The sequence below is a fragment of the Capnocytophaga sp. CM59 genome, from assembly GCF_000293175.1.
In the GTDB taxonomy this organism is placed as follows: domain Bacteria; phylum Bacteroidota; class Bacteroidia; order Flavobacteriales; family Flavobacteriaceae; genus Capnocytophaga; species Capnocytophaga granulosa.
Genome location: NZ_ALNN01000008.1, coordinates 1 through 26,347, shown reverse-complemented (window position 1 = coordinate 26,347; position 26,347 = coordinate 1). Strand labels below are relative to the sequence as shown.

The following is a 26,347-nucleotide window of genomic DNA, read 5'->3' as shown; positions in this document are numbered from 1 at the left end:
ACTTATGGCCTAAAAATTAAGGTTTAAAGTACTGGTATAGATATACGTTTTGGAAATTACCATCAAAGAAGCACCAGTCTTTGAGGGTGGCAGTACATAGAAATCCTTGTCGCAGAAATAGTTTTTGACTATAGAGATTTCCCTGATGTACATAGGCGGTAAGCTGGTGTAAGTCTAAGAAAGTAAAGGCATAGGAACATAGTTGTTCTAAGGCCTTGGTAGCAATTCCTTTTTGCCTGAAAGGAGCAGCAACGACTATAGCTACAGAAGCACGTTTGTTCTTTGGTTGATAGTCGTATAAGTCGGCACAGCCAACAGCCTTTTCTTGGTAGGTAATAACAAAGCGTTGTTGCTTGGCCTGATAGATATCTTGGTGCGCATTGGCTATATAAGATAGTAATAGTTGCCTAGAGAAGGGGGCTTGGGTCTCACTTACTTCCCAGAGCGTTCGGTCGTTCTCTAAGTTATATAAAAAATCTATATCTTCGGGTTCAAGTGCTCTTAGTTGTACCATAAGTTTATATGCTTATAGTTCCTTCAAAAACGAAATCAGCACCGCCAATGAGCCAAACATTGGTATATTCTTTTATTTTCAGTCCAAGAAATTCCTTTTTTACCTCAAAAGTTACCTCTAGTGTCCCCCCTTTGGTCTCCAAGATGATGTATTCGGCTTTAGTTTTTCCTGTTTTATGCATGGCAATAGCGGTAGCAGTAGCACCTGTACCACAAGAATAGGTCTCATCCTCCACGCCTCGCTCATAGGTACGCACCTTAAAACGATTGTCGGATATAGGTTCTACGAAATTGACATTGACTCCCTCAATATTGAAGGGTACTCCATAGCGTATTTCAGCTCCTTTTTTCTTAACGTCCAAGCTGTCCAAGTTTTTAACTACTTCCACATAATGAGGCGACCCTGTATCAAGGGTTACTCCCTTCTTCACCTTTTGGATATCACTGACATCCTGCATCTGCAAGTGGATAAGGTTGTTCTTGAAGATGGCCTTATGCAGTCCGTCGGGGGCGGAGAAGGTCGTTTCCTCAGCAGAGATAACACCCAGCTTGCGAGCAAAGGCTACGATACAGCGTCCGCCGTTGCCACACATGGAGCTTGGATTGCCGTCAGAATTGTAATAGACCATGGAAAAATCGTTCTCTGGGTCATTCTCTAGCAGGATTAACCCATCAGCACCAATACCAAAACGACGCTCACACAACTGTGCCACTAGCTTGGTATCGCCCTTTGGAAAGGTAGCAGTACGGTTATCGACCATGATAAAATCGTTGCCTGCCCCTTGGTATTTGTAAAAATGTATAACTCTCATTATCTGTGTTTTTAAGGGCAAAATTAGGAAAAATAACAGAATAAACAAAGAAATAGAAAAAAAATTTTAAGAAAGCATTTTTTTATTTTGTCTTTTACTGAAAAGATTGTAATTTTGCCCCTCGAAAATAGTGAAAAGTGATTAGTGAAAAGTGATTAGTGAAAAGTGATTAGTGGTTAGTTGTTAGTTTTTAAGGATTATTACTTTTTACTTTTTACCTTTTACTTTAAATTTAGATAGTTGTGTGGCGAGAGAGAACAAAATTAGTCGTTAAAGACGAGGGTTTACAGAAATTGGAGCACTCTCATGTCCTTGTAGTAGGACTGGGGGGTGTAGGGGCTTTTGTTGCCGAATTTTTAGCCCGTGCAGGGGTGGGACACCTTACCATAGTAGATGGCGATGTGGTGGACATCACTAACAAAAACAGACAACTTATAGCCCTTGATTCTACTATAGGGCAGCCTAAAGCAGAGCTTGTAGCTCAGCGGCTTAGGGACATTAACCCCCATATAGTGCTGGAGGTCATCAATGACTTTCTTACCCCTGAGACGGCTTACGACTTGGTGGATAGTCGGTTTGACTATGTGGCTGATTGTATAGATAGCATATCTCCTAAGATAAGTCTGCTTAGGGCTTGTCATGATAGTCGAGTGAAGGTCATCAGCAGTATGGGAGCAGGAGGTGTACTAGACCCCTCCAAGGTAAAGGTGGCCGACATTTCCCAAACCCGTGATTGTCCGCTAGCACGTACTATCCGCAAAAGACTCAAGAAAGAAGGTATCCAGCCTAAGTTCAAAGCCGTGTTCTCCCTAGAACTCCCAGATAAGGATATGATGGCGCTCACTGATGGGGCAAACTTCAAGCGTTCCTATTATGGCACCATGAGCTATATGCCTGCCCTCTTCGGTATCCATGTAGCAGGGGTGATTGTACGCAAACTCATAGAGTAGCTTAGAACCAAAAACCAATATTGAAGAGCCAAAGGATCTTATTCGTCTCAGGAGAATAGGTAGCCTTTAGCTCAATGGGGCCTAAGATCGTATTGGAGCTTAGCCCCAAGGCATAGCCTGTATATTTGGGCATGGCAAACCAACTGCGCTCTGCAAACATATTATCGTTGGCATTGGCAATATTGGCAATGGCCTTGATATAATTCTTCTTATAAAAACGATAGTTGAAAGAAAGTTCTCCCTTGAGGAAGTCATAATTCCCGAAGCTCAAGTAATCATACCCATAGAAGGGGAGAATATTTCCGAAAAAGTTATCCCCTTGTCCCCCGAATACATACTGCAAGAAAGGAGCATTGGGTAGTCCCAAGTGGAAGCCTGCCGAACACATGGCTTTTCCAGAAAGCCGATCGGTGATTCGCCAAGCGCCTCCTATATCGGCCTTGATCAGAATAATAGGGTTGATTGTCTCTCCGTAGCCTGTGGAATGTAGGTACCAATGGCCACGTGCATCAAAGTACAATCCCTCGGTAGGGAAAAGAGCATTGTCCAAAGAATCATAGCGGAGATAGCTGAAAAGAGAATAGTAATTCACTTGTTCATTGAAGTTGTCAGGCTGTACTTTCGCTTTATACAACTCATGCTCTACCCCTGCTCCCACTAAGAACTTACGACGGAAGAAAATAGACTGCAAGTATAGTTGGTTCTTCAGACGAGAGAGTGCCAAGTTGGTATCCCCTGTGGTAAGCGAAAACCCATTGAAAGAGATATCACGGCGGAAATGGTCGTACCTACTCTGAAAACCATAACTGGTATAGAATCCCTTATCTACATAATAATCAAACTTATAGCGGAGATTGTCACCAGCAATAAAGTCAAAGGAAATAAAATCGTCCTTCTGTAGGAAGCTCGAACGGCTTAGGTTCAGTAGTATGCTCGTCTGGTAAAGGTTGTCGTAGTGCAAAGACATCTTCACCCAAGTCTGTGCAGGGGCTTCCTCCAAGGTAAACCGCAATTCTTCCCCCTCATCGGTGGAGCAGATATGGTAGTTGATACCCCTAAAATTCTGGGTAGCCATGATGTTCTGCACCCCATCTTTGAGGTCTTTGAAGGAAATTTTTTCATTCCACTGAAAGCCCAATTTTCCCCTAAGATACGCATCGGAATAGTGTTTGTTACCTGAAAAGGTAATGTTGCTAATTCGCAGAGAATCAGGGATTTTGGTATTTATAATGTCAGGGTCTTTCTTTTTGAGATGTCGCTTGAGCCAATACAAGTGAGGGAGTACCTTTTTGGTAGCTACCCGCCCAGAGTCAATAATTGCCTGTCCGTCTTGAAAGGAAATGACATTATAACCACTCATATCCGGGTGGATATATATGTCTGTTTTCTCTCTTTTCTCCTTCATATCATTGGCAATCTTGTAGCCAGTAATCTGGAGCAATACGCTATTGGCCGAGCGCAAGTCCTTACGCTTTTTCAGGGGAGATTGTACATCCACTCCTATGATCACATCCATACCCTTGGCTCTGACCTCATCTACAGGGTAGTTGTTCATCACCCCTCCGTCGGTAAGGTAGCGACCCTCTACATCTACAGGAGCAAAAAGGGTAGGGAAGGAGCCACTGGCCATGATAGCTTGAGCCAGGTCGCCATGTTCTAAGACTACTTCTTCGCCTGTTTCCACATCGGTAGCCATACAGAGGAAGGGAATCGGTAGCTTAGAGAAATCGTCAATCTTTCGTACCCTATAGGTGAGTTGGCTTAGGAAGTTATAGAGGTTTACTCCTTGAGTAAGTCCAGCGGGAAGCGCGAATTTTCCATCGCGTAGCGCCAAGGACACCATATAGCGGTCTCGGTTCTCCTTTTCATAGAAAGTCTGTGCGGAGCGAGGAACATTGTCCTGAATAATTTCCTCTAGGTCGGTGGCATGGAAGATAGAGTCCAGCTGCTGGGCACTATAGCCTGCTGCATACAAGCCCCCTACAATGGCTCCCATACTAGTACCCCCTATATAATCAATCTCCACTCCCGCTTTCTCAATAGCCTCTAGGGCAGCAATATGAGCCAAGCCCTTAGCCCCCCCTCCGCTGAGAACTAGGCCTACCTTAAGGTCTTTCTTACCCTTGAGGTCGGCCAAAGAGCGGATTTTCTCTTGGCTAAAGGCGCCGATTGTATATAGAAACAAGAGAAGGAAGAAGAGTCGTTTCATAGCAGAAACATAGGTTATTGTTTTAGCTTAGGGTTATTCTGGTGTCGGTCATGGTCGCGCTTGGTTTTGGCGTCCATCTTCTTATCAAAGGCCTGTTGTAGGTCTATACCTGTTTGGTTGGCCAAGCATAGAACCACAAAGACCACATCGGCCAGTTCCTCACCGAGGTCTTTGGCTTTATCGCTTTCCTTCTCCGACTGTTCGCCATAGCGGCGTGCAATGATACGAGCTACTTCGCCTACCTCTTCGGTAAGTTGAGCCATATTGGTCAGTTCATTGAAGTAGCGGACACCATGTTCTTTAATCCAATTATCTACTGCGATTTGGGCGTTTTTTATGTTCATAGGGTTAAGGTTTTTGTTCACTTACATAGAGGGTCTGGTCAAGGACATCAAAGGACAGTGTTTTGTCGTCATTGAGGGTCATTTTGATCAGCAATTCACCCCAGTCCAAGCCATCGGAGAAATCACAGATTACCCAGCGGTGGTTGAGCAATTTGATCTTATTGATCTGGAATTTAGCATTGCGGCGTGGCCGATAGGAAATCAAGGGGTGGTTTTCGTCCTTGGTTATATTGGTTGCCATAAGCTGTTGGCGTACGAACTCTTCGGGATCTTCTATGCCATTTTCATGGAAGAAATATCGGCCATCTTCGTTAAAGCGAATATCAAAATACCGTTCTTCGGCCAGCTCATCAGTGAGTTTTTGAATAGAATCCTGTAAGCGTTCTACCGATAGGGCAGGAGTTGTCTGCATAGAAGGTTGCTTCTCTCCTTTGTTCTTACAAGAGGCCAAGAGTATTCCTCCAAAGAGGAATAATAAAGGCCATTTGAGTTGTTTCATGTAATATGGTTTAGGTTATTTTACTTCAGTTCCGTTGGCAATACCTTCAGCATCGGGGTTTAGGAAGACATACTTACCCTCCTTGTTTTCTATCATCAGGATCATACCATGACTCTCCACGCCACGGAGTTTGCGAGGAGCGAGGTTAGCCAGTACGGTAACCTTTTTCCCGATAATCTCCTTAGGGTCAAAGCTCTGAGCAATTCCCGATACGATGGTACGTTGGTCGAGGCCTATATCAACCTTCAAAATCAAGAGCTTGTCTGCCTTAGGCATTTTCTCAGCTTCCAAAATCGTGCCAATACGTATGTCCATCTTAGCAAAATCCTCATAAGAGATAAGCTCTTTTTGAGGAGTAACCGCGGTGGCTAAGTTAGCCGCAGCAGCCTGCTGGTTTGCCTTTTTGCTATTTTCCAACTTATCTATTTGTTTTTGGATGGCCTCGTCTTCTATTTTTTCAAAGAGTAGAACAGATTTTCCTATGGTATGTCCAGAGGAGATCAGGCTATCGGAATGTAATACATCTTCCCATACAGGTGCTTTGCTCATGGTAGCAAAATTGAGCATCTGCTTGAGTTTGGCAGAGGTAAAAGGCAAGAAAGGCTCAGAGGTTACCGCCAGAGCTGTAGCAATGTGTAAGGCTATATACATGATGGTTTCCACTCTTGTGGGGTCTTCCTTGATGAGCTTCCAAGGCTCTTCGTCGGCCAAGTACTTATTGCCTAAGCGGGCAATGTTCATCAGTTCCTGTTGAGCTTCACGGAAACGATAGCGCTCCAAGGATTGTTCTATCTTCTGGGTAAGTTCCTTGATCTGAGCAAATACTTCTTGGTCTTCCTTGGTCAATTCATGAGGGGTAGGCACCACACCTTTGTAATATTTCTCGGTTAGCACCATCACACGGTTGATAAAATTCCCATAGATAGCCACTAGTTCGTTGTTATTTCTCGCTTGGAAGTCACGCCAAGTAAAATCATTATCCTTGGTCTCAGGCGCATTGGCAGTGATTACATACCTTAGGGTATCCTGCTGAGCAGGGAAATCCTCTAAATACTCATTGAGCCACACTGCCCAGTTCTTGGAAGTGGAGAGCTTGTTACCTTCAAGATTGAGAAACTCATTGGCAGGAACATTCTCAGGCAGGATATAAGAGCCCTCGGCCTTGAGCATGGCAGGGAAGATTACACAGTGGAAGACAATATTGTCCTTACCGATAAAGTGAATAAGTTTCGTCTTCTCATCCTTCCAATAAGGTTCCCAGTCCTTGCCCACGCGGGCAGCCCATTCTTTGGTAGAGGAGATATAGCCGATAGGTGCATCAAACCACACATAGAGTACCTTGCCCTCGGCGCCTTCTACAGGTACGGGGATTCCCCAGTCAAGGTCACGTGTTACCGCACGAGGGCGTAGGCCGTCGTCGAGCCAACTCTTCACCTGACCATATACGTTGGGCTTCCAGTCGTTTTTATGACCTTCAATAATCCATTTTTCAAGGAACTCGCTGTAATTCTGTAAGGGTAGGAACCAGTGCTTGGTCTCCCTTAGTACAGGTTTGCTCCCTGTAAGGGTGGATTTGGGGTTGATAAGGTCGGTGGCATTGAGCGAGCTGCCACAGCGCTCACATTGGTCACCATAGGCTTCTTCGTTGCCACACTTAGGACATGTACCAATCACAAAGCGGTCAGCGAGGAACTGCCCAGCCTGTTCATCATAGAGCTGCTGGGAAGTTTCTTCTATAAAATCCCCTTTGTCATAGAGGGTACGGAAGAACTCCGAGGCTGTTTGGTAATGTATAGGCAGGGAGGTGCGAGAATAATTATCAAAGGAAATACCAAAATCGTGGAGTGAATCCTTGATAATCTTATGATATTTATCAATAATTTGCTTGGGAGTGGTACCCTCTTTCTTTGCTTTGATAGAGATAGCCACTCCATGTTCGTCGCTTCCGCAGATAAAAGCCACATCGTTGTTTTTCAATCGCTGATAGCGTGCGAAGATGTCAGCAGGGACATATACTCCTGCCAAATGGCCAATATGAATAGGGCCATTGGTATAAGGCAAAGCTGCCGTAATGGTATAACGTTCGGACATTTAGATAGTTTTTAGTTATCAGTGGTCAGTTGTCAGAGGTCAGTTATCAGAGGTAACTCTTCATTTTTCTCTCTTCACTTTTCACTTATTTTAAGGACTGCAAAATTACAATATTTTTCCTCAAAAGTCAAGTTTTTTCCTTATACTTTAGCATGTATCAGTCTGGTGAGCTTGATAGAGAGGTCGGTGAGGATCAGCTTGGAGTTACCATTGCGTTCTATATGATAGATAGCCTCTTCTATATTCCGCTGGATTTCCGCTATGTTGTTATGATGTACAAAGGGGGCGAAGTTCTCTATCTTGAAATTGGACTGAAACTCCATATATACCAAGCTATCAGCGCCATAGTTGGCCAAGAGTGCCTGTCGGAACACCTCCAAACAGTATTCGAGGAAGAGCTTTTGCGTCTCCCTGCCCTCCTTGGCGATTTTCTCACACCAAGCCAATAGGTTGGGTAGTACCCCCTTGTTGCCGCGAGCACTATAGGCCATACGTACCCACTCAACGAACCATTCCTCAAAGATACGATCGTTGTCCTTTCCTATAAAAGAGAGCGCTTTGCGGTAGTTACCTTGTGAGCGTAGCGCGATCTTCTGTGCTTGGGGCTGGCTAAGACCTTGCTTGACCAAGGCCTCAGTGATAACCTCTTGGGAGAGCCTATGAAAGCGCGTGATTTGGCAGCGAGAGAGAATAGTATCGAGCAAGGCATTTTCGTTCTCTACCACAAGGATAAAGATGGTTTCGGCGGGTGGTTCCTCCAAAAGCTTCAGCAGCTTATTGGCACAATCGGTATTCATTAGCTCCGCCATCCAGATAATCATCACCTTATACCCCCCCTCGAAGGATTTCAGGGAGAGCTTGCTGGTGATCTCCTTGGCATCATCTACCCCAATTTTCCCCTGCTTGTTGGCAATATCAATGGCCTGATACCAGTCAAAAAGGCTTCCATAAGGCGTTTCCAAGACAAATTGGCGCCATTGCTCCAAGAAAGCCGAGCTGGTGGGGTGGTCTTTCACCTGAGTGGTAATAGCCGTAGGATAAGCAAAATGCAGGTCAGGGTGATTCAGGTGTGCACACTTAATGGCTGTATGTGCATCACCCCTCTTGCATAGTAGTTCTGTGGCGTAAGCAATGGCCATAGGGAGCGTACCTACCCCTTCCTCTCCGACAAAGAGTTGGGCATGAGCTATGCGGTTGGTATCAATAGTTTCTTTTAGATATTTCTTTGTATGTGAGTTACTTAGAACGCTTTCAAAATCCATAATATAGCTGATTGTCTCGGCCAAGGTGACCAAGAAAAAACAGTACAAAAGTACATAATTTTTTAGATAACGAGGAAACCCTTCCGAAAAAAATAAGAGAGGGTATTATAACTCACAAATAATAGTTAAATAAGCGTAGTAATTGCTCTAAAAATAGTAATTTTACCCCTATTTAAATCAAAACATTTACAGTAATGGAAAATACATATGCAGGCATACCTGCCGAAAATGCAACGTATGAAAACTCAAAAGTAGTACTGGTAACCGTTCCTTACGATGGCACCTCCACTTGGGGCAAGGGTGCTGATAAGGGACCAGAATTGTTCTTGGATGCTTCCGAGAATATGGAGCTTTACGATATAGAAACAGATTCCGAACCCTACCTACATGGGGTCTATAGAGCGGGAGAAGTATCGGAGAACAGCACCCCAGAGAAGATGGTAGAGGCGGTTTATCAAAAAACTAAAGAACTGGTCAAAGACAGAGAAAAACTCTTTACCCTGATAGGCGGGGAACATTCCGTTTCTATCGGTTCTATAAGAGCCGTAGGGGAGGAGTATAAGCAACTAACTGTATTGCAATTGGACGCTCATACCGATTTGCGTCCCGAATACCATGGCTCCAAAAATAACCATGCTTGTGCTGTATTTGAGGCCAACCAAAAGCACAAACTCGTACAGGTGGGTATCCGTTCTATGGATGCTGAAGAAAAGCAATACCTACCTCACAATAGGGTATTCTTCGCTCATGAGATAGCCAAGAATGAGAATTGGATCAATGAAGTGTTGGAAAAGGTAACAGGCAATGTATATATCACTATAGATTTAGATGCTTTTGACCCTTCTATAGCCCCCTCCACAGGAACTCCTGAACCAGGAGGCTTGCAGTGGTACCCAACGCTAAAGTTGCTTAGAAAAGTATTTAAGAAGTGCCATGTGGTTGCCTTTGACATCGTAGAGCTTATGGACAGCCCTGCGGCTAAACCAACGGCTTTCTTAGCTGCCAAACTATATTATAAGATGCTGGCTTACTACCACAAGTATAACAAACACAGCAAGCAGACCAAGAAAAAGAAAAAATGATAAATAGTTTTGAGTTTTGAGTTCGAGTTATGCAACAACTCAAAATTCAAAACTCAAAATTCAAACTTAAATGGTTATGTTTTTAGAGCAAGTCATTGAAGATTATTTAGAAAACTATGCCGATGTACCTACGGAAAACCTTATATTGGTAACTCCCCATAGGCGGTCGGCACTTTTTTTGCGAGAAATCTTCGCCAAGAAGTACCGTAAAGCAGGTATCTCGCCTGAATTTATTACCTTAGACAACTTATTGGAGCGTATCTCTGGGATAAAAAAGATGTCCGAGGTGCAAGGCCTATTTGAACTCTACAAAGTATATAAAGAGCATACTACCACTGAGGTAGATGACTTTGAAAAGTTTGTCGGCTGGGGGAAAATGCTTTGGAAAGATTTCGACGATATAGACCAATACCTCATCGCTTATAAAGATATATTCCCCTATGTGGAAGCAATAAAGGAAGTAGAACACTGGTCATTAGGCGAAAAACTTACCGAGATGCAAGAAAAGCACTTGGCTTTTTGGCGTACTCTGGGTACTTATTACAACGCACTCCATAAGGAGATGTATAAGCAGCGACAAGGTTACCAAGGCTTTATCGCACGGGTAGCCTATGAGCAGATGGACGCATACAAGAGTGCAAACGAAGAGAAACTACACCTTTTTGTAGGGTTCAACGCCCTAAGTGTAGCGCAAGAGAAGGTAATACAGTATATCTTGGAGGAGATGCAAGGAGATATCTATTGGGATATAGAAAAACACTTCCTCAATAGCCAACATAGTGCGGGATACTTTATAGAAAACTACTTAGACAAATGGCGCTACTACAGAAGAGGAGCAACTAAGAAATGGATTGTAGAAGACCAGCTCAATACAAAGATACAAGTGTATGGGACACCTAAGCAAGTGAACCAAATACACCTGCTTACCTCCCTCTTAGAGGAAATTCCTACCAATGAACTCGAACAAACAGCCATCGTTCTTAGTGATAGTGATATGTTACTACCCTTATTACAGGCTATAGATACTAACAAACTCTCTATCAATATCACCATGGGCTACCCCTTACAACAAACGCCTGTACATGATCTTATTTCAGCTTACTTCAAGCTCTATATTTCAGGAAGATGGTATCACAAGGAAGTAAAGTCTCTCTTAGAGCAACCTTTCTTGAGTAATTTGCTTTCAGAAAACTATAAAAAAGATACTATAACCTATATCAACGAACATAACTTGTCCTATGTATATAAAAAAACATTGGACAAATATAAAAAAGAAAAAGATGCTGCTATTATAGATTTGCTTTTTGATGACCAAAAGAATATTTCAGTAAGCAAATTGATTAAAAACATCATAGAATTGCTTTTAGTGATTAAAGAATCTTTGGAAAAAGAGGATAAAGAAAACCTTCTGAACTTAGAATACTTGTACAATTTCTATGAACTCTTCAATCAGATCTATCACTTACAAGAAAAACATCATTTCGTAGATAGTGTGAAGTCTTTGTACTATATCTATAATGATTTGTTGGTCAAACAAAAGCTTAATTTCAGGGGAGAGCCACTGAAAGGATTGCAAATAATGGGTATACTGGAAGCGCAGAACATACACTTTAAGAATGTACTACTCACCTCTATGAACGAGGGTATTTTCCCTAAAGGAAATACGGTTAATTCGCTAATTCCTTTTGATGTCAGAGCTAATTTGGGATTGCCTACTTACAAAGAGTCTGATTATATGTATGCTTATTACTTTTATAGAATACTCCAGCACTCGGAAAAGGCAATACTTTTTTACAATACAGAAACCGATGGACTTAAAGGAAGTGAGAAGAGCCGATTTATACTACAATTGCTCTCTGACTACAAGATAAAGCCCGAAGTAAGATTCCCTGAGGTGAAGATAATAGAACAACAACCTGTTGAGATAGCTAAAGACAAACAGATTATAGACAAATTGGTCGCGATAGCCACAGGAGGTGATCCCAAACACCGAAAGGGATTCTCCTCTTCCTCACTTACTACCTATGTAAGAAACCCTATTGACTTCTACCAGCAGCAAATCTTGGATATAAGGGACGATGCCGAAGTAGAGGAAATTGTAGAAGACCGCTCACTGGGAACTATCATTCATAGAATATTGGAACTATTATACAAACCATATCTAAATCATGTAATTTCCAAGCAGGATATAGACAAAATAAGAAAAAAAGTAGCCGAGACAACGAAAACAGTATTCAAAGAATACCAACAGAATGAAGAAATAGCAGGGAAAAATATCTTTGTACAACGTACCATTGAGGAATATGTGATGAAATTCTTGGATATAGACCAGAGGAATGTATCTAATAATGTGGTAAAGCTCCTATACTTAGAAGAAAAGATACGGATAGATGTCCAATACGAAGATTTTCCTTTTCCTATTCGCTTCAATGGAACGATAGACCGTGTAGAACAACGAGGCGAAGATATCTATATAGTAGACTATAAGTCGGGTATTGTAGAGAAAGGACAGGTAGCCCTCAATGAGAAGAAATGGGAAAACCTGATTGTGGATTACGATTACTCTAAAGCCTTCCAATTGCTTATGTATGCCTATTTGCTGTTCAAAACGGGAATGATAGGGGAGGATAAGCGGGTATATGTAGGGAACTACTCCTTTAGAAGACTCAAATTGGGCTTTATAGGCTTTAGAAATGGTAAGGATAAGGATATAAGCCCTGTGGATACGCATGTACGAGATGCATTTGAACAAAAGCTCATACAGCTCCTAAAAGAGATATATGACCCTGCGCTACCCTTTGTTGAAAAGTAAGTTAATGAAATTATGTGCTTGTATATTTTGGTATTACATTTTATTCCTATATTTGCACCCAAAAATAATAGCAGATGTCTCCTAAGAAAATAGTAATCTTTATGCTCGGTGTATTGCTCTCTTTGCTATGGCTTACCTTTGTTAGCCGTGAATATATGGACGAAGAGAACGAAGTAGCCCATGGAATAAGAATCGGTAATTTCCAAATGAAGTACCCTACTTTCTGGGATATCTTCTCCCGTCAAGAGCATATTACCAACGATAAGGCTATGGCGATTATACAGGGAAAAGAGCCTGATCTTGAGAAAGTTGAAAAAGATACAATGGGGGTGACAACTATGGTCAATAGGCATAAGTTCGTCTTCCCAGAGGATATGAATCAATTGCGAGACTCCATTGGTGCTTTCCTCTCAGCGGGGAATCCTCCCTTGGTGAGCAATGTGGAGGGGCAGATCTACTATCCTGCTCCTGCCAAGGACTTCGTTAAGAAGCTACATGAGAAGCTCAGCCAGCCCTCTTGTCGTATTCTTCATTATGGAGATTCCAAGCTAGAGGGCGATCGTATCACTGCTTATTTACGTAATGGTCTACAAACACTCTATGGAGGGACAGGGCCTGGCTACTTTCCTATCAAGATGCCTTATGGGCAACGCAGTATCATAGAACAAACCTCAGGAAACTGGTATCGCTACGCGCTTTTCAATGCCGAACAGCGCAAAAACAAGGATCTTTTACAGAACAATCAGTATGGGCTTTATGCCAATGTTTGCCGTTTTGCTCCCGCACGTGGTGAGACAGCAGGGCTTAAGACGGCTTCTTTTACCATTTCTCCTTCGCACTCTTATTACAATAGGCTTAGCCAGTACAACCAAGTAACTATACATTATGGTAATTGTACGACACCTGCCTTAGTCACTGTCTATGAAGATGATAAGGAGATAAGAAAGGATACGCTTATAGACGATGGTGCCTACCATGCTTATAAGCTGAACTTTTCTGCTACGCCCAAGAAACTCCGTGTGCAGTTCTCCAGTACCAAAAGTCCTGATTTCTATGGGGTAACAGCAGGTAGTACTGAGGGGGTACAGGCTGATAATATTCCTACACGTGGGGATTCGGGCTTTCACTTTACCCGTATTCAGGATACTTACGATGCGATGAGTCGCGAGCTGAAACCCGATATTATCATCTTCCAATTCGGGGGAAACCTCGTTCCCTATCTGACCAAAAACAAGGTAGCTTCCAGCGTAAAGCGTATCATTACCAATATGCAGTGGGTGCAGAAGCGTAACCCCGATGCCCTCTTTATCCTAATAGGCCCCAGCGATATGCTTAAGCGAAGTACCAAGACCACTTATGACATTATCCCAGAACTAGTAGAGGAGATGAAAAAGCAAACGGCTGAGAATGGCTTTGCATTCTTTAGTATGTACGAGGCCATGGGCGGCAAGAACTCTATGAAGATATGGTATGATAACCGCATGGCAGCCAGCGACTTGGTACATTTCTCTGACAAGGGTACCGAGCGTATGGCACAACTGTTATTCCAGAACTTGGTAGAGGACTTGCTTTCGGTACAATCTCCCGATATGTACAAAAAATAGGCTACTTTTAGAACCCGCCCAACCAGCCTTCTCGGTCAAGGCTGCGGTATTGTATGGCCTCGCCTATATGGTGCTCCTGTATGGTTTCCGCTCCTTCCAAGTCGGCTATGGTACGGGCTACCTTTAGGATGCGGTCATAGGCACGCGCTGAAAGGTTAAGTCGTTCCATGGCTTTCTTGAGCATGGCCAAGGAGGAGGCTTCTACATGGCAGTATTTGCCTATCTGTTGGCTACTCATCTGGGCATTGTAGTGGATATGTTCGTACTGGGCAAACCGCTGGGTCTGTATCTCTCTAGCGCGTATAACCCGCTCGCGAATGGCGGTACTGCTTTCGGCCTTTTCCCGCTGGGCAAGTTTTTCAAAAGGTACAGGATTGACCTCTATATGTATATCTATCCTATCGAGCAAAGGCCCAGAAATCTTGCTCAAGTACCGCTGCATCTCGGCAGGGGAGCTTACCATAGGTGCATCAGGATCATTGAAATAACCGCTGGGTGAAGGATTCATACTGGCAACCAACATGAACGAAGCGGGGTAGGTGATGGAGAACTTAGTGCGAGAGATAGTAACCTCTCTGTCCTCCAAGGGCTGGCGCATCACCTCCAATACACTACGCTTAAATTCGGGAAGTTCGTCCAAAAAGAGTACTCCATTGTGCGCCAAGGAGATTTCCCCAGGCTGTGGATAGCTACCTCCTCCCACTAGCGCCACGTCCGATATGGTATGGTGCGGACTGCGAAAAGGCCGCTGACAGATAAGTCCATTGTCTTTGACCCGCCCCACTACACTGTGTATCTTAGTAGTTTCTAAGGCTTCTTGTAAGGTCATAGGAGGCAGTATGCCAGGTAGGCGCTTGGCCAGCATGGTCTTACCAGAACCAGGAGGGCCAATGAGTATAATGTTATGTCCGCCCGCCGCGGCAATCTCCATACAGCGCTTGACACTTTCTTGGCCTTTGACATCGGCAAAGTCAAACTCAGGGGTCTCCACATGCTTGAAGAACTCCTCACGGGTGTTTAGCTCTACCCGCTGCAAGCTATCTTCCCCATTGAGAAAGTCTATAACCTGCTTGATATTCTCCGCACCATACACCTCTAAGTTATTGACAATAGCAGCTTCTTTGGCGTTTTGCATAGGGAGTATAAATCCCTTGAACCCTTCCTTTCTAGCTTGGATCGCAATAGGCAGTGCACCCTTGATGGGTTGTAGACTTCCGTCCAAGGAGAGCTCACCCATGATGATATACCGCTCTATCTCCTCACACTGTATCTGTCCGTTGGCCGCCAAGATGCCTATAGCAAAGCTCAAGTCATAGGCCGACCCCTCTTTGCGCATATCGGCAGGCGCCATATTGATCGTGATTTTTTTTCCAGGGATTTTGTATTGGTTATTGTGTAGCGCTGCCTCTATACGGAAGTTACTTTCCTTTATTGCATTGTCGGGTAGGCCTACTAAGTGGTAGCCCACACCCTTATCTATATTGACCTCAATGGTAATGGTAATTGCCTCTACGCCATAAACAGCACTGCCATAGATCTTTACTAACATGCTCTTCGTTTTTGAAAAAAGATTTTTTGTGTAGAGCAAATTTACGAAAAAATAACGAATTTTGGGTTATAAAAATGATTTTTCTTTTTCTACATGGCTATATCCGTAATTTTCACTACTTTTGTCTTTCTAAAATGAGTAATCATGGAAAATATTTTTACCTATTGTCCCCACTGTGGAAGCAAGGATATAGAGTTTCCTAATTTGGTGCGTTTTCTCTGTCACCATTGTGGTTTTGTGTATTACCACAATATAGCTGCTGCCGTGGCAGTTATCTTTAGGCACGAGAGGGAGATCCTTTTTGCGGTGCGAAATATAGACCCTGACAAGGGCAAGCTTGACCTCCCTGGAGGCTTTATAGATCCTGATGAGAATGCCGAAGCCGCTGCTTGTCGTGAGGTAAATGAAGAATTGGGCTTAGAGATAACGCCAAGCCAACTAAAATATGTAACGACTCAACCCAATCACTATTTGTACAAGAATATTCCCTATCGCACTATGGATATCTTCTACGAATGCCCCTTGGATGTGCCTGTTTCTGTAAGGGCAGCCGATGAAATAAAGTCCTTACAATGGATTCCCATACCTGAAATAAACCTTAGTAAAATAGGTTTCGTCTCTGTAAGAACAGTCATTGAAAAATATTACTTAAACCAATGAAATTCAATTCCAAATACTTCTTCGCTGCCCTGATCATCTTTTTGGTAGAGGTAGCCATAGCCACTTTATTCAAGAGTGTTTCCTTTGTACGGGCATACTTGGGGGATATTCTGGTAGTGATACTGATTTATTGCTTTATTAGAGCCTTTTTCCGTATCAAGAACACCAAGAAATTACTTATAGGGATTTTCTGCTTTGCTGTATTTGTGGAGATACTACAGTACTTTAAGCTGGCTACTTTCTTCGGTTTTGGCAAAGGTACTCTTGGGTATATTCTTTTAGGGAATCATTTTTCCTATGAGGATATTCTTTGCTATGCCACTGGCTGTTTCTTAGTATTTATCTTTGACAAATAACAGGATTTTACTTTAAGTAACGATTTCTTCCTTTTCATGCAAAGCCTGCTATCCATTGAGGATTAACTTTTTAGAGATGAAGATTAACAAAAATATAAAGGTGTAATTTTGTTTTGTATTTCAGGATTTTATATTTTTGTCCTCAATAAATAATATAGATATGAAGAAATTAACTTTTACAATAGTTATTGCCTCGTTATTTTTGTGCTTTTCTTGCAGTAAAGATAATGAGACATCAGCAGCAGGTACCTTAGGGGTTACAGGCAGTGGTATATACTACCAATTTGCAGGAGGGTATGGGTATTATGACCTTCGCTCAGGGAGAAACATTACTGAGATATTCAAGAGCAATATAGTTGATAAGTATGATGTCTCTTGGGATGGCCAGAAGCTATTGGTAGCTTGGGCAAAACGACCTTATGGCCAATATCAGACGGATTATCTTCAATTTACCTATCTGCCTATGCTTGAGAAGAAATCTGGTGCAGCTACCAGTGATGATGATTTCGAGAAGCGTCAAATCAATTCCTTTGACTTCAATGGTTATGAGGTAGGTGCCGCTGGCGGGGTAGGTTTTTTCCTCTCGCCTGACGAGTGCTTTGTCGCTGTACAAGCCCAAAAATCTATGGGTTATAATGATGATAATCCTGCAAGTATATTGGATAGGAGTAGCGGGCGTGTGCTAAAAGAATTTAATATTGACGGATATCAGCCGCATAGGATCAATATCGTAGGCTGGTCAAGTGCTGGGGAACTTTTCCTTAGTGTAGATAATGAATTAGCAAAAGCCTCAGAAAGCAATAATTGGCGTATGATCTATGTAAAAAAGCTCCCATTTGATGATATAGAGATGCTCAATATGAACTCACAAGGGACACAATTTGTCTTCAGAAGGGGTGATAAGCATATTTGGCTCTATGATATACAAGAGGACTCATCCTACCAAGTAACTACTTCAAAGGTAGATGGCATTACCGATGCAAGAACTTATTATTCAGGTGGAGAGCGTCTCCCATCCTTTTCTCCAGATGGGAAGTATATTGCCTTTACAGGACAGCCCAGACACTCTGCAGTGCCCTATGCCTATGACCCAGCGGTATTTGGGACTGCAGGGGTAGTCAATATGCTTATCATTATAGAGAATAATGGCAAAACCAGAGATCTTGATGCCGATAATGACGGTACTATATTCTATCCCAAAGATGGGAAATACCCCATATCAGCAGAGCAACGACTCATCTGGAGATAAAAGAAGTCACTTATTGATAATAGGTAAAGATGCGCTCTACAATGGCAGCAGGTTTGTTATTTTTGTACCAAATTTCCTCTGTGCAGTTGTTGAATTTGTCATAGTGGTAGATGGTTCTATTAGGGGAAGGAATCTGTCCGTCATCTATTTGTAGCAAATTTCCTTTCTCATCATACGTATAATACGTTCCAGAGGTAAAATCGCCTGTAAGGAGATTAAAATTTTCTTTTTTGATACATTGGTTGTCCTTGTTGTAAGAAAAAATAGTCTTTATAACCTCTCCTTCTAGAAAATAACTATAAGTTTCTACTTCCTTATCGTTTTCCATACAGTGGTAGGAACGAAATTCATCTCCCTTGTATGTTTGTATCTCTACTATAGCTCCTTTGGAGTCATAGATATAATATTTTGTTTTCTTGTCAGAGATATCTTTCTCATCATGTAAAGGAGTTGTATAGGTGGTCTCTTCATATACTTCATTATTGGCTAAATATTGATAAGTAGTATAAAAACAAAACAAGGAGTAACATTCTTTCTTTTCAGCAAGCAATGTACCTTCTTTCGTATATGTATACCAAGTATCATAGGCTTCATCACCTAAAAGGCTAGTAGATTTGTTTTTTTCATATGTAATATTCCCTTTGCTATTATATGAATATCTATTTTTATTAATGAGTGTATTATTCCTATATTCTGAAATAGCTTTTTTCCTTTTGTTTTTATCAAACAACATTCTTATTTCAAATAAGTTGCCATCAATCTTGTATTTTTTAGAGATCATTACTTTTCCCTCGTAGAAAATTTCTTCTTCTATATGTTCGGGATTGTTTTCCTCTTTGTATTTGTATTCATCAGCTTTTGTAAGTAGATTATCCGTGTTGTATTGGTAAAATATCTTTTGGAAAAGTTTCCCATCGGTATAGTAGTTATAAAATTCTATGATATTTCCCTTTTTATCAAAGATGTATCGGCTATGTACGGGCATACGTTCTACTTTGGCATTCTTAGGAAATATCTTTGCCTCTTTTCCGTTTTTATTTTCATAATGGTAAATGAATTTCTCTACTGATTTTACTTTTCCTTGAGGAGTAATACCTAAGTTTCTAAGATGTTCGTTAGTATATCTATTAGGGTCATCTTCTTGTGCTAAAAGAGATACATAAAAACAAGAAGAAAAATAAAATAACAAACTAAATAAAAAATGTTTCATAGTATTAAAATATTTTATTCATAATAGGTAAAAGTTCTTTCGTAGATATAGTTCTTTCCATTATTATATTTTTCTATTTTGATAAGATTTTGATAGCTATCATAAGTATAAAGTATTTTTCTTATTGTTTTATTTCCTTTATAAATTATTTTAGAGAGTAAGTTATTGTTTTTGTCATATCTATAAATATCTTTGTTGGCTTCTTTATTATTTTTATAAATAGTTTTTGTAAGATTATCAGCCATATCATAACTATTTGTACAATATTCTTTTTTATTATTGTCATATAATAGTTCTGTTTTTATTATTCTATCCTTATCATCATAATAATGAGTATAAGTTCTTACTATCTTTTCTTCTTCATAATCATAGAATCTCTTTATACGACATTTTTCATCATATTGTATCTTTTCTTTAGTAGTACTGTAATAATTTCCGTTAAAAAATTTGGTAAATTTTTCTTCTTCTATAAGTTGGTTGTCTTTATAATGATAAAATATATGTATTTCGTCTCCATTCCTTTTCTTCTCATAACTTTCTATAGGTAAGTTGTCTTTATAAATGTTCTTGATGAGAATATTTTCATCTCCATCTATATTTTCTGTAGCCAAGATAAGTCTGTTCTGGTCATCATATTGGTACTTAGTGATACTTTTTTGACTGATAGAGAATTGTGTAAAATAATAATCTTTTTTGATAAGGTTGCCTCTTTCATCATATTCAAGTTTGTATTCAGAGTCTAATTTTCCTTTTAAATAATCAAGTTTCTTTATAAGCTTTCCCTTGTTATTGTAAGAATAGATAGTAGTTTCTGTGAGTGTATCATTGCTGTAATAATGACTTTCTAAGAGCTGTTGCTTGTCATTATATTTGTATAGCTCTCGGTAAATAAAAAGAGGATCACTTTCTTTAAGACTATAACCTTTTAATTCTTGTAATAGTCCTAATGGATTATAGAAATAAGAATTTTCTTCTATATAAGTTCCAAAGTTTTCTCCCCATATAAATTCTCTTAGATAAATAAGACTATCTTTTTCGTTGTATCTCCTTTCATATTTGCTATTTATATTGCCGTGCATATCATATTTGATAAATAGAATTTCTTTTCCTTCTTTATCAAAGCCATAAGTATAATTATTATCAAAAAGCTCCTTTTTTATAGTGTCATATTTATTATATTCTATAAAATAGTGGGCAGTATGCATAGTTTTTACCTTTCCTAAAAGAGGTTTCTTAAAAGGATAAGCTAATTCAGGATCTATTCTGTATTTTTCTACTTTGTTAGCTGCATTTTGCCCACATATAACAATAGAGAAAAGGAATAAAAAGGGAAATAAATAGTTTTTCATAGCATTACAAATTAAATTTATCTTACAGAACGGAGTATTTTTGGTAGTGATTCCTTCCAAAACTTCCAGTTATGAGTGCCTTGTCGGAATATTTTGGTGTAGTTTATTTGTTTTTCGTCCAAGAACTGACTGAGTGTTCTGTTGGATTCAATCACTAAAGCATCTTCTTCGCCACATTCCAAGGTGTAAGTAGGAAAATGGCTTTTCTCTGTAGCTAATTTAGCATTGATAATGTTTTTGAGTAGGGTAGTGGCAGGTTCTATAAATCCGCCGCTGGTAGAATAAGCATTGCCAAAGAGCTCATGATGTTGGAAAGCTAAGTAAGTTGCTCCAAAGCCGCCCATAGAAAGCCCCGCTATGTTTTGGTGTTCCTTTTCAGAAAGAATACGGTATCTCCTTTCTATCTCAGGAACAAACTCTTGGATAAAGAAGTCTTCATAACGCATATCGCTACTATTGTAATAGAAAGAGTTGAACCCATTAGGGCAGATGATGATCATCTCTGTAGCGCCTTCGGCTATGGCTTTGTCGGCTGCCGCCTGTAGGCCTCCGTCGCTGAACCAACTCTTATAGTCCTGATACATACCATGTAGCAGATAGAGCACAGGATACTTGCGTTCGGGTTCCTTGGCATAGCTGGGGGGAAGATATACCGCATAGTGTTGCTTCCCGCCCAAGATCCTGCTCTCAAGGGTAGGGGAGAGGTCTATGGCGGCATCAGAGGAAGGGGGCGCTGGGGCACTGCCTGTATGAGTGGTCTTTGAACAAGAGAGAGATAGGACAAGACCGATGAGTAAAAAGATCTGTTTCATAATCTTAGGGTTTTAGGGTTATAGAAATATAGCATTAGCCAAAGAGGTGAGCGATGACCTCTTCTACTTTGGCATAGGCAATGACATTGATATTGCTTTTAGCAGCGGTGAGCTTGCAGTATTTAGAGATAAAGATGGTGTCAAAACCGAGTTTTTCCGCCTCCGAGATACGTTGTTCTACGCGCTGTACGGGTCGTATTTCTCCTCCTAAGCCTACTTCGGCAGCAAAGCAAAAGGTCTTAGGGATTGCCACATCTTCGTTGGAGGAGAGGATAGCCATAGCCACGCCCAAGTCAGTGGAAGGATCATCTACCGAGATTCCTCCAGTGATGTTTAGAAACACGTCCTTGCTACCTAAGCGGAAGCCTGCGCGCTTTTCCAGTACCGCAAGGAGCATATTCAGGCGCTTGGCATTGAAGCCCGTGGTGGAGCGTTGAGGGGTACCATATACAGCGCTGCTCACAAGCGCTTGTATTTCAATCATAAGCGGACGCATACCCTCAATAGTAGCCACTATGGCCGTGCCAGAGCTATTCTCATCGGTCTTGGAAAGGAGCACTTCCGAGGGGTTGTTCACCTCTCTAAGGCCTGTGGAGAGCATCTCATAGATACCCAATTCGGAGGTAGAGCCAAAGCGGTTTTTCAGCGCTCTAAGGATACGGAATACATGGTTGCGGTCGCCCTCGAATTGTAAGACGGTATCTACCATGTGTTCCAATATTTTAGGCCCTGCTATGGTGCCATCCTTGGTGATATGACCCACGATAATCACGGGTACGCCTGTGAGCTTGGCATACTTGATGAGCTCCGCTGTACATTCCCGAATCTGGGAGATACTCCCTGCCGAGGCCTCTATATAATCCGAGTGGAGTGTCTGTATGGAGTCTATGATAAGGATTTCAGGGTCAAGGTCTTTTATCTGTTGAAAAATGTTTTGGGTCTTGGTTTCAGTAAGTATATAGCAATTGTTACGAGCATTGGTGATACGCTCTCCACGCATCTTGATCTGTTTTTGACTTTCCTCGCCCGATACATATAGGGTCTTGTAGGGCATACGCATGGCGATTTGTAGCAGCAGTGTACTCTTCCCTATTCCAGGTTCGCCTCCTATGAGTACAACCGAACCAGGTACAATACCTCCCCCAAGTACATTGTTCAACTCTTGGTCACCACTATCCAATCGCATTTCCTTTTCCGTGGTGATTTCATGTAAGGGAACGTATTTGTTGGTTTTCCTTGAGCGGGGGGTATCATCCTGTTCATCTTCCTTTTTCCATTGGTGTTTTTCTTCCTTTTGGATGACCTCTTCCACAATGGTATTCCACTCTTTACAAGCGTAACATTGTCCTTGCCATTTGCTGTATTGTGCCCCACAGTTCTGGCAGAAAAAAGCAGTTTTTGTCTTTGCCATTTTGTCTTTTGTTTTGACAGCAAAGATAAGAATAATTTGTCAATTAGCTCATTTGCCAATGAGTTATTTTGCCAAAAACTAATTTACTGCTGAATATATGCTAAATAATTGGTAAATCACCAAATTTTTTTTATCTTTGCGCCTTAAATCACTAACCACTGATAACTGACAACTAACAACTGAAAATATGTTCCTAACCGCCGCCCCTCTTTTTTATTATACACGTATCAGAGAAAGATACGAAAACTCCTATTTGGCAGAGGACGTCAATCAGGTGATTATAGGCATTGACTGTGATTACTTAGATGCTAACCAATATAGTTATTCTTCCTTAGAACAGTATCATCAGCAGCAGAAAGCCATTGCTCCTTTTGCGGGGCTTTTTGGAGTGTTTTCTTATGAGACGATTCATTTCTTTGAACAAATTCCTGAGAAAGCCCAAAGGCAGTATGATTTTCCTGCTTTTGTCTTTGCCAACGCCAAGGCTTATCTGCACTACTCCAAGGTGAGTAAGGTGTATTCTTTCTATGGTGATGAGCAGCAGTATTTCCACTTCTTAGAGGAGGCTAATAACCAAGAGTTACCCCCAGCACAAGAGGCTTTTTACCAGCTACAGACCGACCTTGCCCAGGAGAGGGCACATTTCTATCAAATGGTAGAGAAAGCCAAGGAGTATATACGTTCAGGCGATGTCTTCCAAGTGGTACTCAGTGAGCAGTTGTCTTTGCAGAGTAATTTGGATTCGCTTGATTTCTACCGCTATTTAAGTAAGGCCAATCCTTCTCCCTATATGTTCCACTTTCCAACCCAATATGGCGATGTGGTGGGTTCTTCTCCCGAAATTTTAGTAGATATCACAGGTAGCCAAATTCATATAGCCCCTATTGCAGGTTCTCGCCCACGTGGAAAAGATGCCAATGAGGACTTACGCTTAGAACAGGAGCTTTTGGCTGACCCCAAAGAGTGCGCTGAACATCGTATGTTGGTGGATTTGGCGCGCAATGATATTGGCAAATTTGCTGAAAAAGGCTCCGTAGTGGTCAAAGACATGATGCATATACTTCGCTACGAACATATCATGCATATAGAGTCCCATGTATATGGTACCAAGCGTGCCGAAGTGTCTCCCTTCGAGGTGATTTCTATCGTTTTCCCCGCTGGCACCCTCAGCGGCGCTCCCAAAATACGAGCGATGGAGATCATAAGCGAACTCGAATCCTTCCGTCGTAATGTCTATGGAGGGGGGATAGGTTTCCTACACTTCAATGGCAACGTACAGCTGGCTATTGTCATACGCAGTGCCTTTTTTGAGAAAACAGACAAGGACAAGCAGCTCTCAAAGGTCTTTATCCAAGCAGGGGCAGGCATTGTCTATGATTCTTCCCCAGAAAGGGAGTATGACGAAATCTGCCATAAGCGGGCTTCTGTACTGAATGTATTTACCAAAAATTGTAAAGAGAAATGATATTACTGATAGATAATTACGATTCTTTTGTATTCAATGTCGCTCAATACCTCCAAGAACTCACCGATGAGCAGGTGAGAACCGTACGCAACGATGCGATTACTTGGGAGCAGATCACCGCCCTACAACCCTCTCGCATTGTGCTTTCTCCAGGGCCAAAGCATCCTAAGGATAGTGGTATCTGTTTGGAGATTCTTCAGAAGACTACTACCATTCCTGTATTGGGTATCTGCTTAGGACATCAGGCTTTTGGTCTGGTCAATGGGGCAGAAATTAAGCGTATGGAAGTGCCCCTACATGGGAAAACTTCTACCCTTACGGTAACTGATGATAACACCCTGCTTTTCAGTGGCTTACCCAAACAGTTTCAGGTGATGCGCTACCACTCTCTCTATGTAGGAAAGGAGCAACTCCCTGAGCATATTCGTGTGACAGCTCTTTCGGACGATGATATCATTATGGCCTTAGAACATAAGGAAAAGCCTATATATAGCATACAGTTTCACCCCGAATCATTTTTTACCGAGTATGGCAAACATATCATCAAGAACTTTATCACCCATACTCAGAAGGTACAACCCTCACAAGCTGATCATACGCTTGAGAAGGCAAGAGCCAATGAGGTATTCAAGGCAGCACTGAAGAAGTTGCAGGAGAATATCCCTTTAGCCAACGAAGATTTCAAGGAAATTTGCGCTGTTATCCATACCAAACAGTATGATATTGTTCAGTTAGGGGCTCTTTTGGTCTTGATTTCAGAGAAAAGTCTTTATCCTGAATCTCTGACTGCTTTTGTAAGGAATATTTTGGCCTATAGTACTACCTTTGCCGACGAGAGTCCTATGATAGACCTTTGTGGGACAGGGGGTGATGGCCTTAAAACGATTAATATCTCCACTACCGTGGCCTTCATCGTCGCTGCTATGGGGGTAAAGGTAGCCAAACATGGCAATCGCTCAGTAACCAGCCAGAGTGGTAGCTCTGATGTATTAGGCCAATTGGGGATTCCTTTGGAAACATCACTCTTGGAACAACTAACACACCTCCAGAAAGAGCACTTGGCTTTCTTCCATGCGCCTTTCTTTCACCCTTTGGTAGGGGAGGTGAAGGAGGTTAGGCAAAGGCTCGGTATACGTACGGTGTTCAATGTCTTAGGCCCCTTATTGCACCCCAATACCAAGCTCAAGTATCAGCTGGTAGGTCTCTACCACGAGCCTGTACAGCGCCTCTATGCCGAGACGCTCCAGCTATTGGGTAGAAAACATGCCTTGGTCGTAAGGGGTAATGATGGGTTGGACGAGATTACCCTCTGCGATGAGACTAAGATTGTGGAAGTCAAGGACGGAAAGATACTTGAATATACCATAGCCCCTGAGATGTTTGGCTTCAAAAGGGCTTTCCATGCCGATATACAAGGAGGTACTCCAGAGGAAAATGCGGCCATACTGCTAAGAACGCTCAAGGGCGAGGAGCAATCGCCTAAGTCGGATATCGTGATACTCAATGCTATGTTTGCCCTCTATACAGCTGACTTTGTCAAGCACCCTGCCGAGGCTAAACCGCTTATAGAGGAGGCTATCCGTAGCGGAAAGGTGTACGAACACTATTTGAAGGTAAAAGATAAAAGGTAAAAGGAGTATGAGACAAAAGCTATTAAAATACATACTGTTTCTAATAGCTGTTTTTGTAACAGATGTTATTTTCCTATTCTTATCCATGAAGGATTATAAGGGGGGTATGTCCTCTTCTTGTTTAGAATGTTCCTTAGGAGAGGATATTTTTGTATTTTTACTCATAAAAATAGGTGTTTTAGGGGTACTACTTACTCTTTTGTTTAGAGTAGTGAAGAAGAGTGTGTATTTGTATGGATTGATTTTATTATTTCTATTATCCACGCTCTACTATATTAATTATATGCTCTTTGTAGATAGAGTTGCCGCTTGGAATACTTATTCTTTTGAGGAGACATGGATTACTATATTTTGGAATTCTTATAGATATTTCCCTATGCTTATGATTATATATGTTCTTCTGACAAATAAGCTCATTAAAGAAATAGAAAGCATTAACCATTAATGCGAATCAATAGTTAAAAATATCTGTATAAT

At 41.6% G+C, this 26,347-nt stretch carries 22 protein-coding genes; 10 read left to right on the top strand and 12 right to left on the bottom strand.

The features are described from left to right. Positions 1-16: 16 nt before the first annotated feature. Together HMPREF1154_RS02400 and dapF are read right to left on the bottom strand one after the other, a co-directional pair. On the bottom strand, positions 17-514 hold the full coding sequence (locus HMPREF1154_RS02400; RefSeq protein ID WP_009640965.1) for a GNAT family N-acetyltransferase: 498 nt from the start codon (positions 512-514) through the stop codon (positions 17-19). Positions 515-518: 4 nt separating this feature from the next. Next, positions 519-1,325: a diaminopimelate epimerase gene (dapF, locus tag HMPREF1154_RS02395; protein WP_009640931.1), complete on the bottom strand. Its 807-nt coding sequence runs from the start codon at positions 1,323-1,325 to the stop codon at positions 519-521. A gap of 242 nt (positions 1,326-1,567) precedes the next feature. On the opposite strand from dapF, the gene HMPREF1154_RS02390 reads away from it, so the two are divergent. Further along, the gene (locus tag HMPREF1154_RS02390) at positions 1,568-2,275 is read left to right on the top strand and encodes a tRNA threonylcarbamoyladenosine dehydratase (RefSeq protein ID WP_009640934.1); all 708 of its coding nucleotides are present in this window, start codon (positions 1,568-1,570) and stop codon (positions 2,273-2,275) included. Between the two features lies 1 nt (position 2,276). On the opposite strand, the gene HMPREF1154_RS02385 is transcribed toward HMPREF1154_RS02390, so the two are convergent. From HMPREF1154_RS02385 to HMPREF1154_RS02365, 5 genes are all read right to left on the bottom strand, one after another. Further along, positions 2,277-4,484 carry a patatin-like phospholipase family protein gene (locus HMPREF1154_RS02385; protein WP_009640960.1) on the bottom strand — a complete coding sequence of 736 codons (2,208 nt, stop codon included), beginning with the start codon at positions 4,482-4,484 and terminating at the stop codon, positions 2,277-2,279. A gap of 14 nt (positions 4,485-4,498) precedes the next feature. Continuing rightward, positions 4,499-4,828 carry a nucleotide pyrophosphohydrolase gene (locus HMPREF1154_RS02380; protein WP_009640951.1) on the bottom strand — a complete coding sequence of 110 codons (330 nt, stop codon included), beginning with the start codon at positions 4,826-4,828 and terminating at the stop codon, positions 4,499-4,501. 4 nt (positions 4,829-4,832) lie between these two features. Continuing rightward, on the bottom strand, positions 4,833-5,327 hold the full coding sequence (locus HMPREF1154_RS02375) for a hypothetical protein (protein ID WP_009640942.1): 495 nt from the start codon (positions 5,325-5,327) through the stop codon (positions 4,833-4,835). A gap of 15 nt (positions 5,328-5,342) precedes the next feature. Further along, a complete protein-coding gene (metG, locus tag HMPREF1154_RS02370; RefSeq protein ID WP_009640937.1) occupies positions 5,343-7,418 on the bottom strand; it encodes a methionine--tRNA ligase in 2,076 nt (691 codons plus the stop codon). Positions 7,419-7,558: 140 nt separating this feature from the next. Beyond that, positions 7,559-8,728 carry a DNA polymerase III subunit gene (locus HMPREF1154_RS02365; protein ID WP_009640958.1) on the bottom strand — a complete coding sequence of 390 codons (1,170 nt, stop codon included), beginning with the start codon at positions 8,726-8,728 and terminating at the stop codon, positions 7,559-7,561. Between the two features lie 146 nt (positions 8,729-8,874). On the opposite strand from HMPREF1154_RS02365, the gene speB reads away from it, so the two are divergent. The 3 genes from speB to HMPREF1154_RS02350 all read left to right on the top strand — a co-directional run bounded on the left by speB (position 8,875) and on the right by HMPREF1154_RS02350 (position 14,178). Beyond that, positions 8,875-9,762 carry an agmatinase gene (gene speB, locus HMPREF1154_RS02360; RefSeq protein ID WP_009640972.1) on the top strand — a complete coding sequence of 296 codons (888 nt, stop codon included), beginning with the start codon at positions 8,875-8,877 and terminating at the stop codon, positions 9,760-9,762. Positions 9,763-9,838: 76 nt separating this feature from the next. After that, on the top strand, positions 9,839-12,574 hold the full coding sequence (locus tag HMPREF1154_RS02355) for a PD-(D/E)XK nuclease family protein (protein WP_009640946.1): 2,736 nt from the start codon (positions 9,839-9,841) through the stop codon (positions 12,572-12,574). Positions 12,575-12,648: 74 nt separating this feature from the next. Further along, positions 12,649-14,178 (top strand): lipase, encoded by a 1,530-nt coding sequence (locus tag HMPREF1154_RS02350; RefSeq protein ID WP_009640947.1) that lies wholly within the window; start codon positions 12,649-12,651, stop codon positions 14,176-14,178. A 7-nt stretch (positions 14,179-14,185) separates the two neighbouring features. Here the strand turns inward: HMPREF1154_RS02350 and HMPREF1154_RS02345 are convergent, their stop codons facing one another. Continuing rightward, complete coding sequence (locus HMPREF1154_RS02345; RefSeq protein WP_009640966.1) at positions 14,186-15,727, bottom strand: YifB family Mg chelatase-like AAA ATPase; 1,542 nt, start codon at positions 15,725-15,727, stop codon at positions 14,186-14,188. A gap of 144 nt (positions 15,728-15,871) precedes the next feature. Between HMPREF1154_RS02345 and HMPREF1154_RS02340 the strand changes: the two genes are divergently transcribed. The 3 genes from HMPREF1154_RS02340 (at position 15,872) to HMPREF1154_RS02330 (ending at position 17,992) form a co-directional block, all read left to right on the top strand. Further along, positions 15,872-16,387: an NUDIX hydrolase gene (locus HMPREF1154_RS02340; protein WP_009640943.1), complete on the top strand. Its 516-nt coding sequence runs from the start codon at positions 15,872-15,874 to the stop codon at positions 16,385-16,387. Continuing rightward, positions 16,384-16,743 carry a ribosomal maturation YjgA family protein gene (locus HMPREF1154_RS02335; RefSeq protein ID WP_009640938.1) on the top strand — a complete coding sequence of 120 codons (360 nt, stop codon included), beginning with the start codon at positions 16,384-16,386 and terminating at the stop codon, positions 16,741-16,743. The genes HMPREF1154_RS02340 and HMPREF1154_RS02335 overlap by 4 nt, the downstream gene beginning before the upstream one ends. Positions 16,744-16,903: 160 nt before the next feature. After that, positions 16,904-17,992, top strand: a complete 1,089-nt coding sequence (locus tag HMPREF1154_RS02330) for a PD40 domain-containing protein (protein ID WP_009640967.1) — start codon at positions 16,904-16,906, stop codon at positions 17,990-17,992. 10 nt (positions 17,993-18,002) lie between these two features. Here the strand turns inward: HMPREF1154_RS02330 and HMPREF1154_RS02325 are convergent, their stop codons facing one another. From HMPREF1154_RS02325 to radA, 4 genes are read right to left on the bottom strand one after another with little or no spacing between them, the layout of a single operon-like run. Continuing rightward, positions 18,003-19,202 carry an RHS repeat protein gene (locus tag HMPREF1154_RS02325; protein ID WP_009640932.1) on the bottom strand — a complete coding sequence of 400 codons (1,200 nt, stop codon included), beginning with the start codon at positions 19,200-19,202 and terminating at the stop codon, positions 18,003-18,005. Positions 19,203-19,216: 14 nt separating this feature from the next. After that, positions 19,217-20,551 (bottom strand): hypothetical protein, encoded by a 1,335-nt coding sequence (locus tag HMPREF1154_RS02320; RefSeq protein ID WP_009640935.1) that lies wholly within the window; start codon positions 20,549-20,551, stop codon positions 19,217-19,219. A 17-nt stretch (positions 20,552-20,568) separates the two neighbouring features. After that, a complete protein-coding gene (locus HMPREF1154_RS02315) occupies positions 20,569-21,363 on the bottom strand; it encodes an alpha/beta hydrolase (RefSeq protein WP_009640941.1) in 795 nt (264 codons plus the stop codon). Between the two features lie 34 nt (positions 21,364-21,397). Then, positions 21,398-22,774 (bottom strand): DNA repair protein RadA, encoded by a 1,377-nt coding sequence (gene radA / locus HMPREF1154_RS02310; protein ID WP_009640950.1) that lies wholly within the window; start codon positions 22,772-22,774, stop codon positions 21,398-21,400. A gap of 187 nt (positions 22,775-22,961) precedes the next feature. Between radA and HMPREF1154_RS02305 the strand changes: the two genes are divergently transcribed. The 3 genes from HMPREF1154_RS02305 to HMPREF1154_RS02295 are packed head-to-tail and all read left to right on the top strand — an operon-like array spanning position 22,962 to position 26,315. Then, positions 22,962-24,239, top strand: a complete 1,278-nt coding sequence (locus HMPREF1154_RS02305) for an anthranilate synthase component I family protein (RefSeq protein WP_009640945.1) — start codon at positions 22,962-22,964, stop codon at positions 24,237-24,239. After that, positions 24,236-25,870, top strand: a complete 1,635-nt coding sequence (gene trpD, locus HMPREF1154_RS02300; RefSeq protein WP_009640973.1) for an anthranilate phosphoribosyltransferase — start codon at positions 24,236-24,238, stop codon at positions 25,868-25,870. The genes HMPREF1154_RS02305 and trpD overlap by 4 nt, the downstream gene beginning before the upstream one ends. Before the next feature lie 7 nt (positions 25,871-25,877). After that, positions 25,878-26,315, top strand: a complete 438-nt coding sequence (locus tag HMPREF1154_RS02295) for a hypothetical protein (protein WP_034566741.1) — start codon at positions 25,878-25,880, stop codon at positions 26,313-26,315. Positions 26,316-26,347 lie beyond the last annotated feature (32 nt).

What these genes read in the sequence shown, in the direction of transcription:
- speB (WP_009640972.1), top strand. Translation starts at nt 8,875, where the DNA reads ATGGAAAATACATATGCAGGCATACCTGCCGAAAATGCAACGTATGAA.
- HMPREF1154_RS02385 (WP_009640960.1), bottom strand. Translation starts at nt 4,484, where the DNA reads ATGAAACGACTCTTCTTCCTTCTCTTGTTTCTATATACAATCGGCGCC.
- HMPREF1154_RS02400 (WP_009640965.1), bottom strand. Translation starts at nt 514, where the DNA reads ATGGTACAACTAAGAGCACTTGAACCCGAAGATATAGATTTTTTATAT.
- dapF (WP_009640931.1), bottom strand. Translation starts at nt 1,325, where the DNA reads ATGAGAGTTATACATTTTTACAAATACCAAGGGGCAGGCAACGATTTT.
- HMPREF1154_RS02340 (WP_009640943.1), top strand. Translation starts at nt 15,872, where the DNA reads ATGGAAAATATTTTTACCTATTGTCCCCACTGTGGAAGCAAGGATATA.
- metG (WP_009640937.1), bottom strand. Translation starts at nt 7,418, where the DNA reads ATGTCCGAACGTTATACCATTACGGCAGCTTTGCCTTATACCAATGGC.
- HMPREF1154_RS02335 (WP_009640938.1), top strand. Translation starts at nt 16,384, where the DNA reads ATGAAATTCAATTCCAAATACTTCTTCGCTGCCCTGATCATCTTTTTG.
- HMPREF1154_RS02295 (WP_034566741.1), top strand. Translation starts at nt 25,878, where the DNA reads ATGAGACAAAAGCTATTAAAATACATACTGTTTCTAATAGCTGTTTTT.
- HMPREF1154_RS02315 (WP_009640941.1), bottom strand. Translation starts at nt 21,363, where the DNA reads ATGAAACAGATCTTTTTACTCATCGGTCTTGTCCTATCTCTCTCTTGT.
- HMPREF1154_RS02350 (WP_009640947.1), top strand. Translation starts at nt 12,649, where the DNA reads ATGTCTCCTAAGAAAATAGTAATCTTTATGCTCGGTGTATTGCTCTCT.
- HMPREF1154_RS02345 (WP_009640966.1), bottom strand. Translation starts at nt 15,727, where the DNA reads ATGTTAGTAAAGATCTATGGCAGTGCTGTTTATGGCGTAGAGGCAATT.
- HMPREF1154_RS02325 (WP_009640932.1), bottom strand. Translation starts at nt 19,202, where the DNA reads ATGAAACATTTTTTATTTAGTTTGTTATTTTATTTTTCTTCTTGTTTT.
- HMPREF1154_RS02355 (WP_009640946.1), top strand. Translation starts at nt 9,839, where the DNA reads ATGTTTTTAGAGCAAGTCATTGAAGATTATTTAGAAAACTATGCCGAT.
- HMPREF1154_RS02305 (WP_009640945.1), top strand. Translation starts at nt 22,962, where the DNA reads ATGTTCCTAACCGCCGCCCCTCTTTTTTATTATACACGTATCAGAGAA.
- trpD (WP_009640973.1), top strand. Translation starts at nt 24,236, where the DNA reads ATGATATTACTGATAGATAATTACGATTCTTTTGTATTCAATGTCGCT.
- HMPREF1154_RS02330 (WP_009640967.1), top strand. Translation starts at nt 16,904, where the DNA reads ATGAAGAAATTAACTTTTACAATAGTTATTGCCTCGTTATTTTTGTGC.
- radA (WP_009640950.1), bottom strand. Translation starts at nt 22,774, where the DNA reads ATGGCAAAGACAAAAACTGCTTTTTTCTGCCAGAACTGTGGGGCACAA.
- HMPREF1154_RS02375 (WP_009640942.1), bottom strand. Translation starts at nt 5,327, where the DNA reads ATGAAACAACTCAAATGGCCTTTATTATTCCTCTTTGGAGGAATACTC.
- HMPREF1154_RS02320 (WP_009640935.1), bottom strand. Translation starts at nt 20,551, where the DNA reads ATGAAAAACTATTTATTTCCCTTTTTATTCCTTTTCTCTATTGTTATA.
- HMPREF1154_RS02380 (WP_009640951.1), bottom strand. Translation starts at nt 4,828, where the DNA reads ATGAACATAAAAAACGCCCAAATCGCAGTAGATAATTGGATTAAAGAA.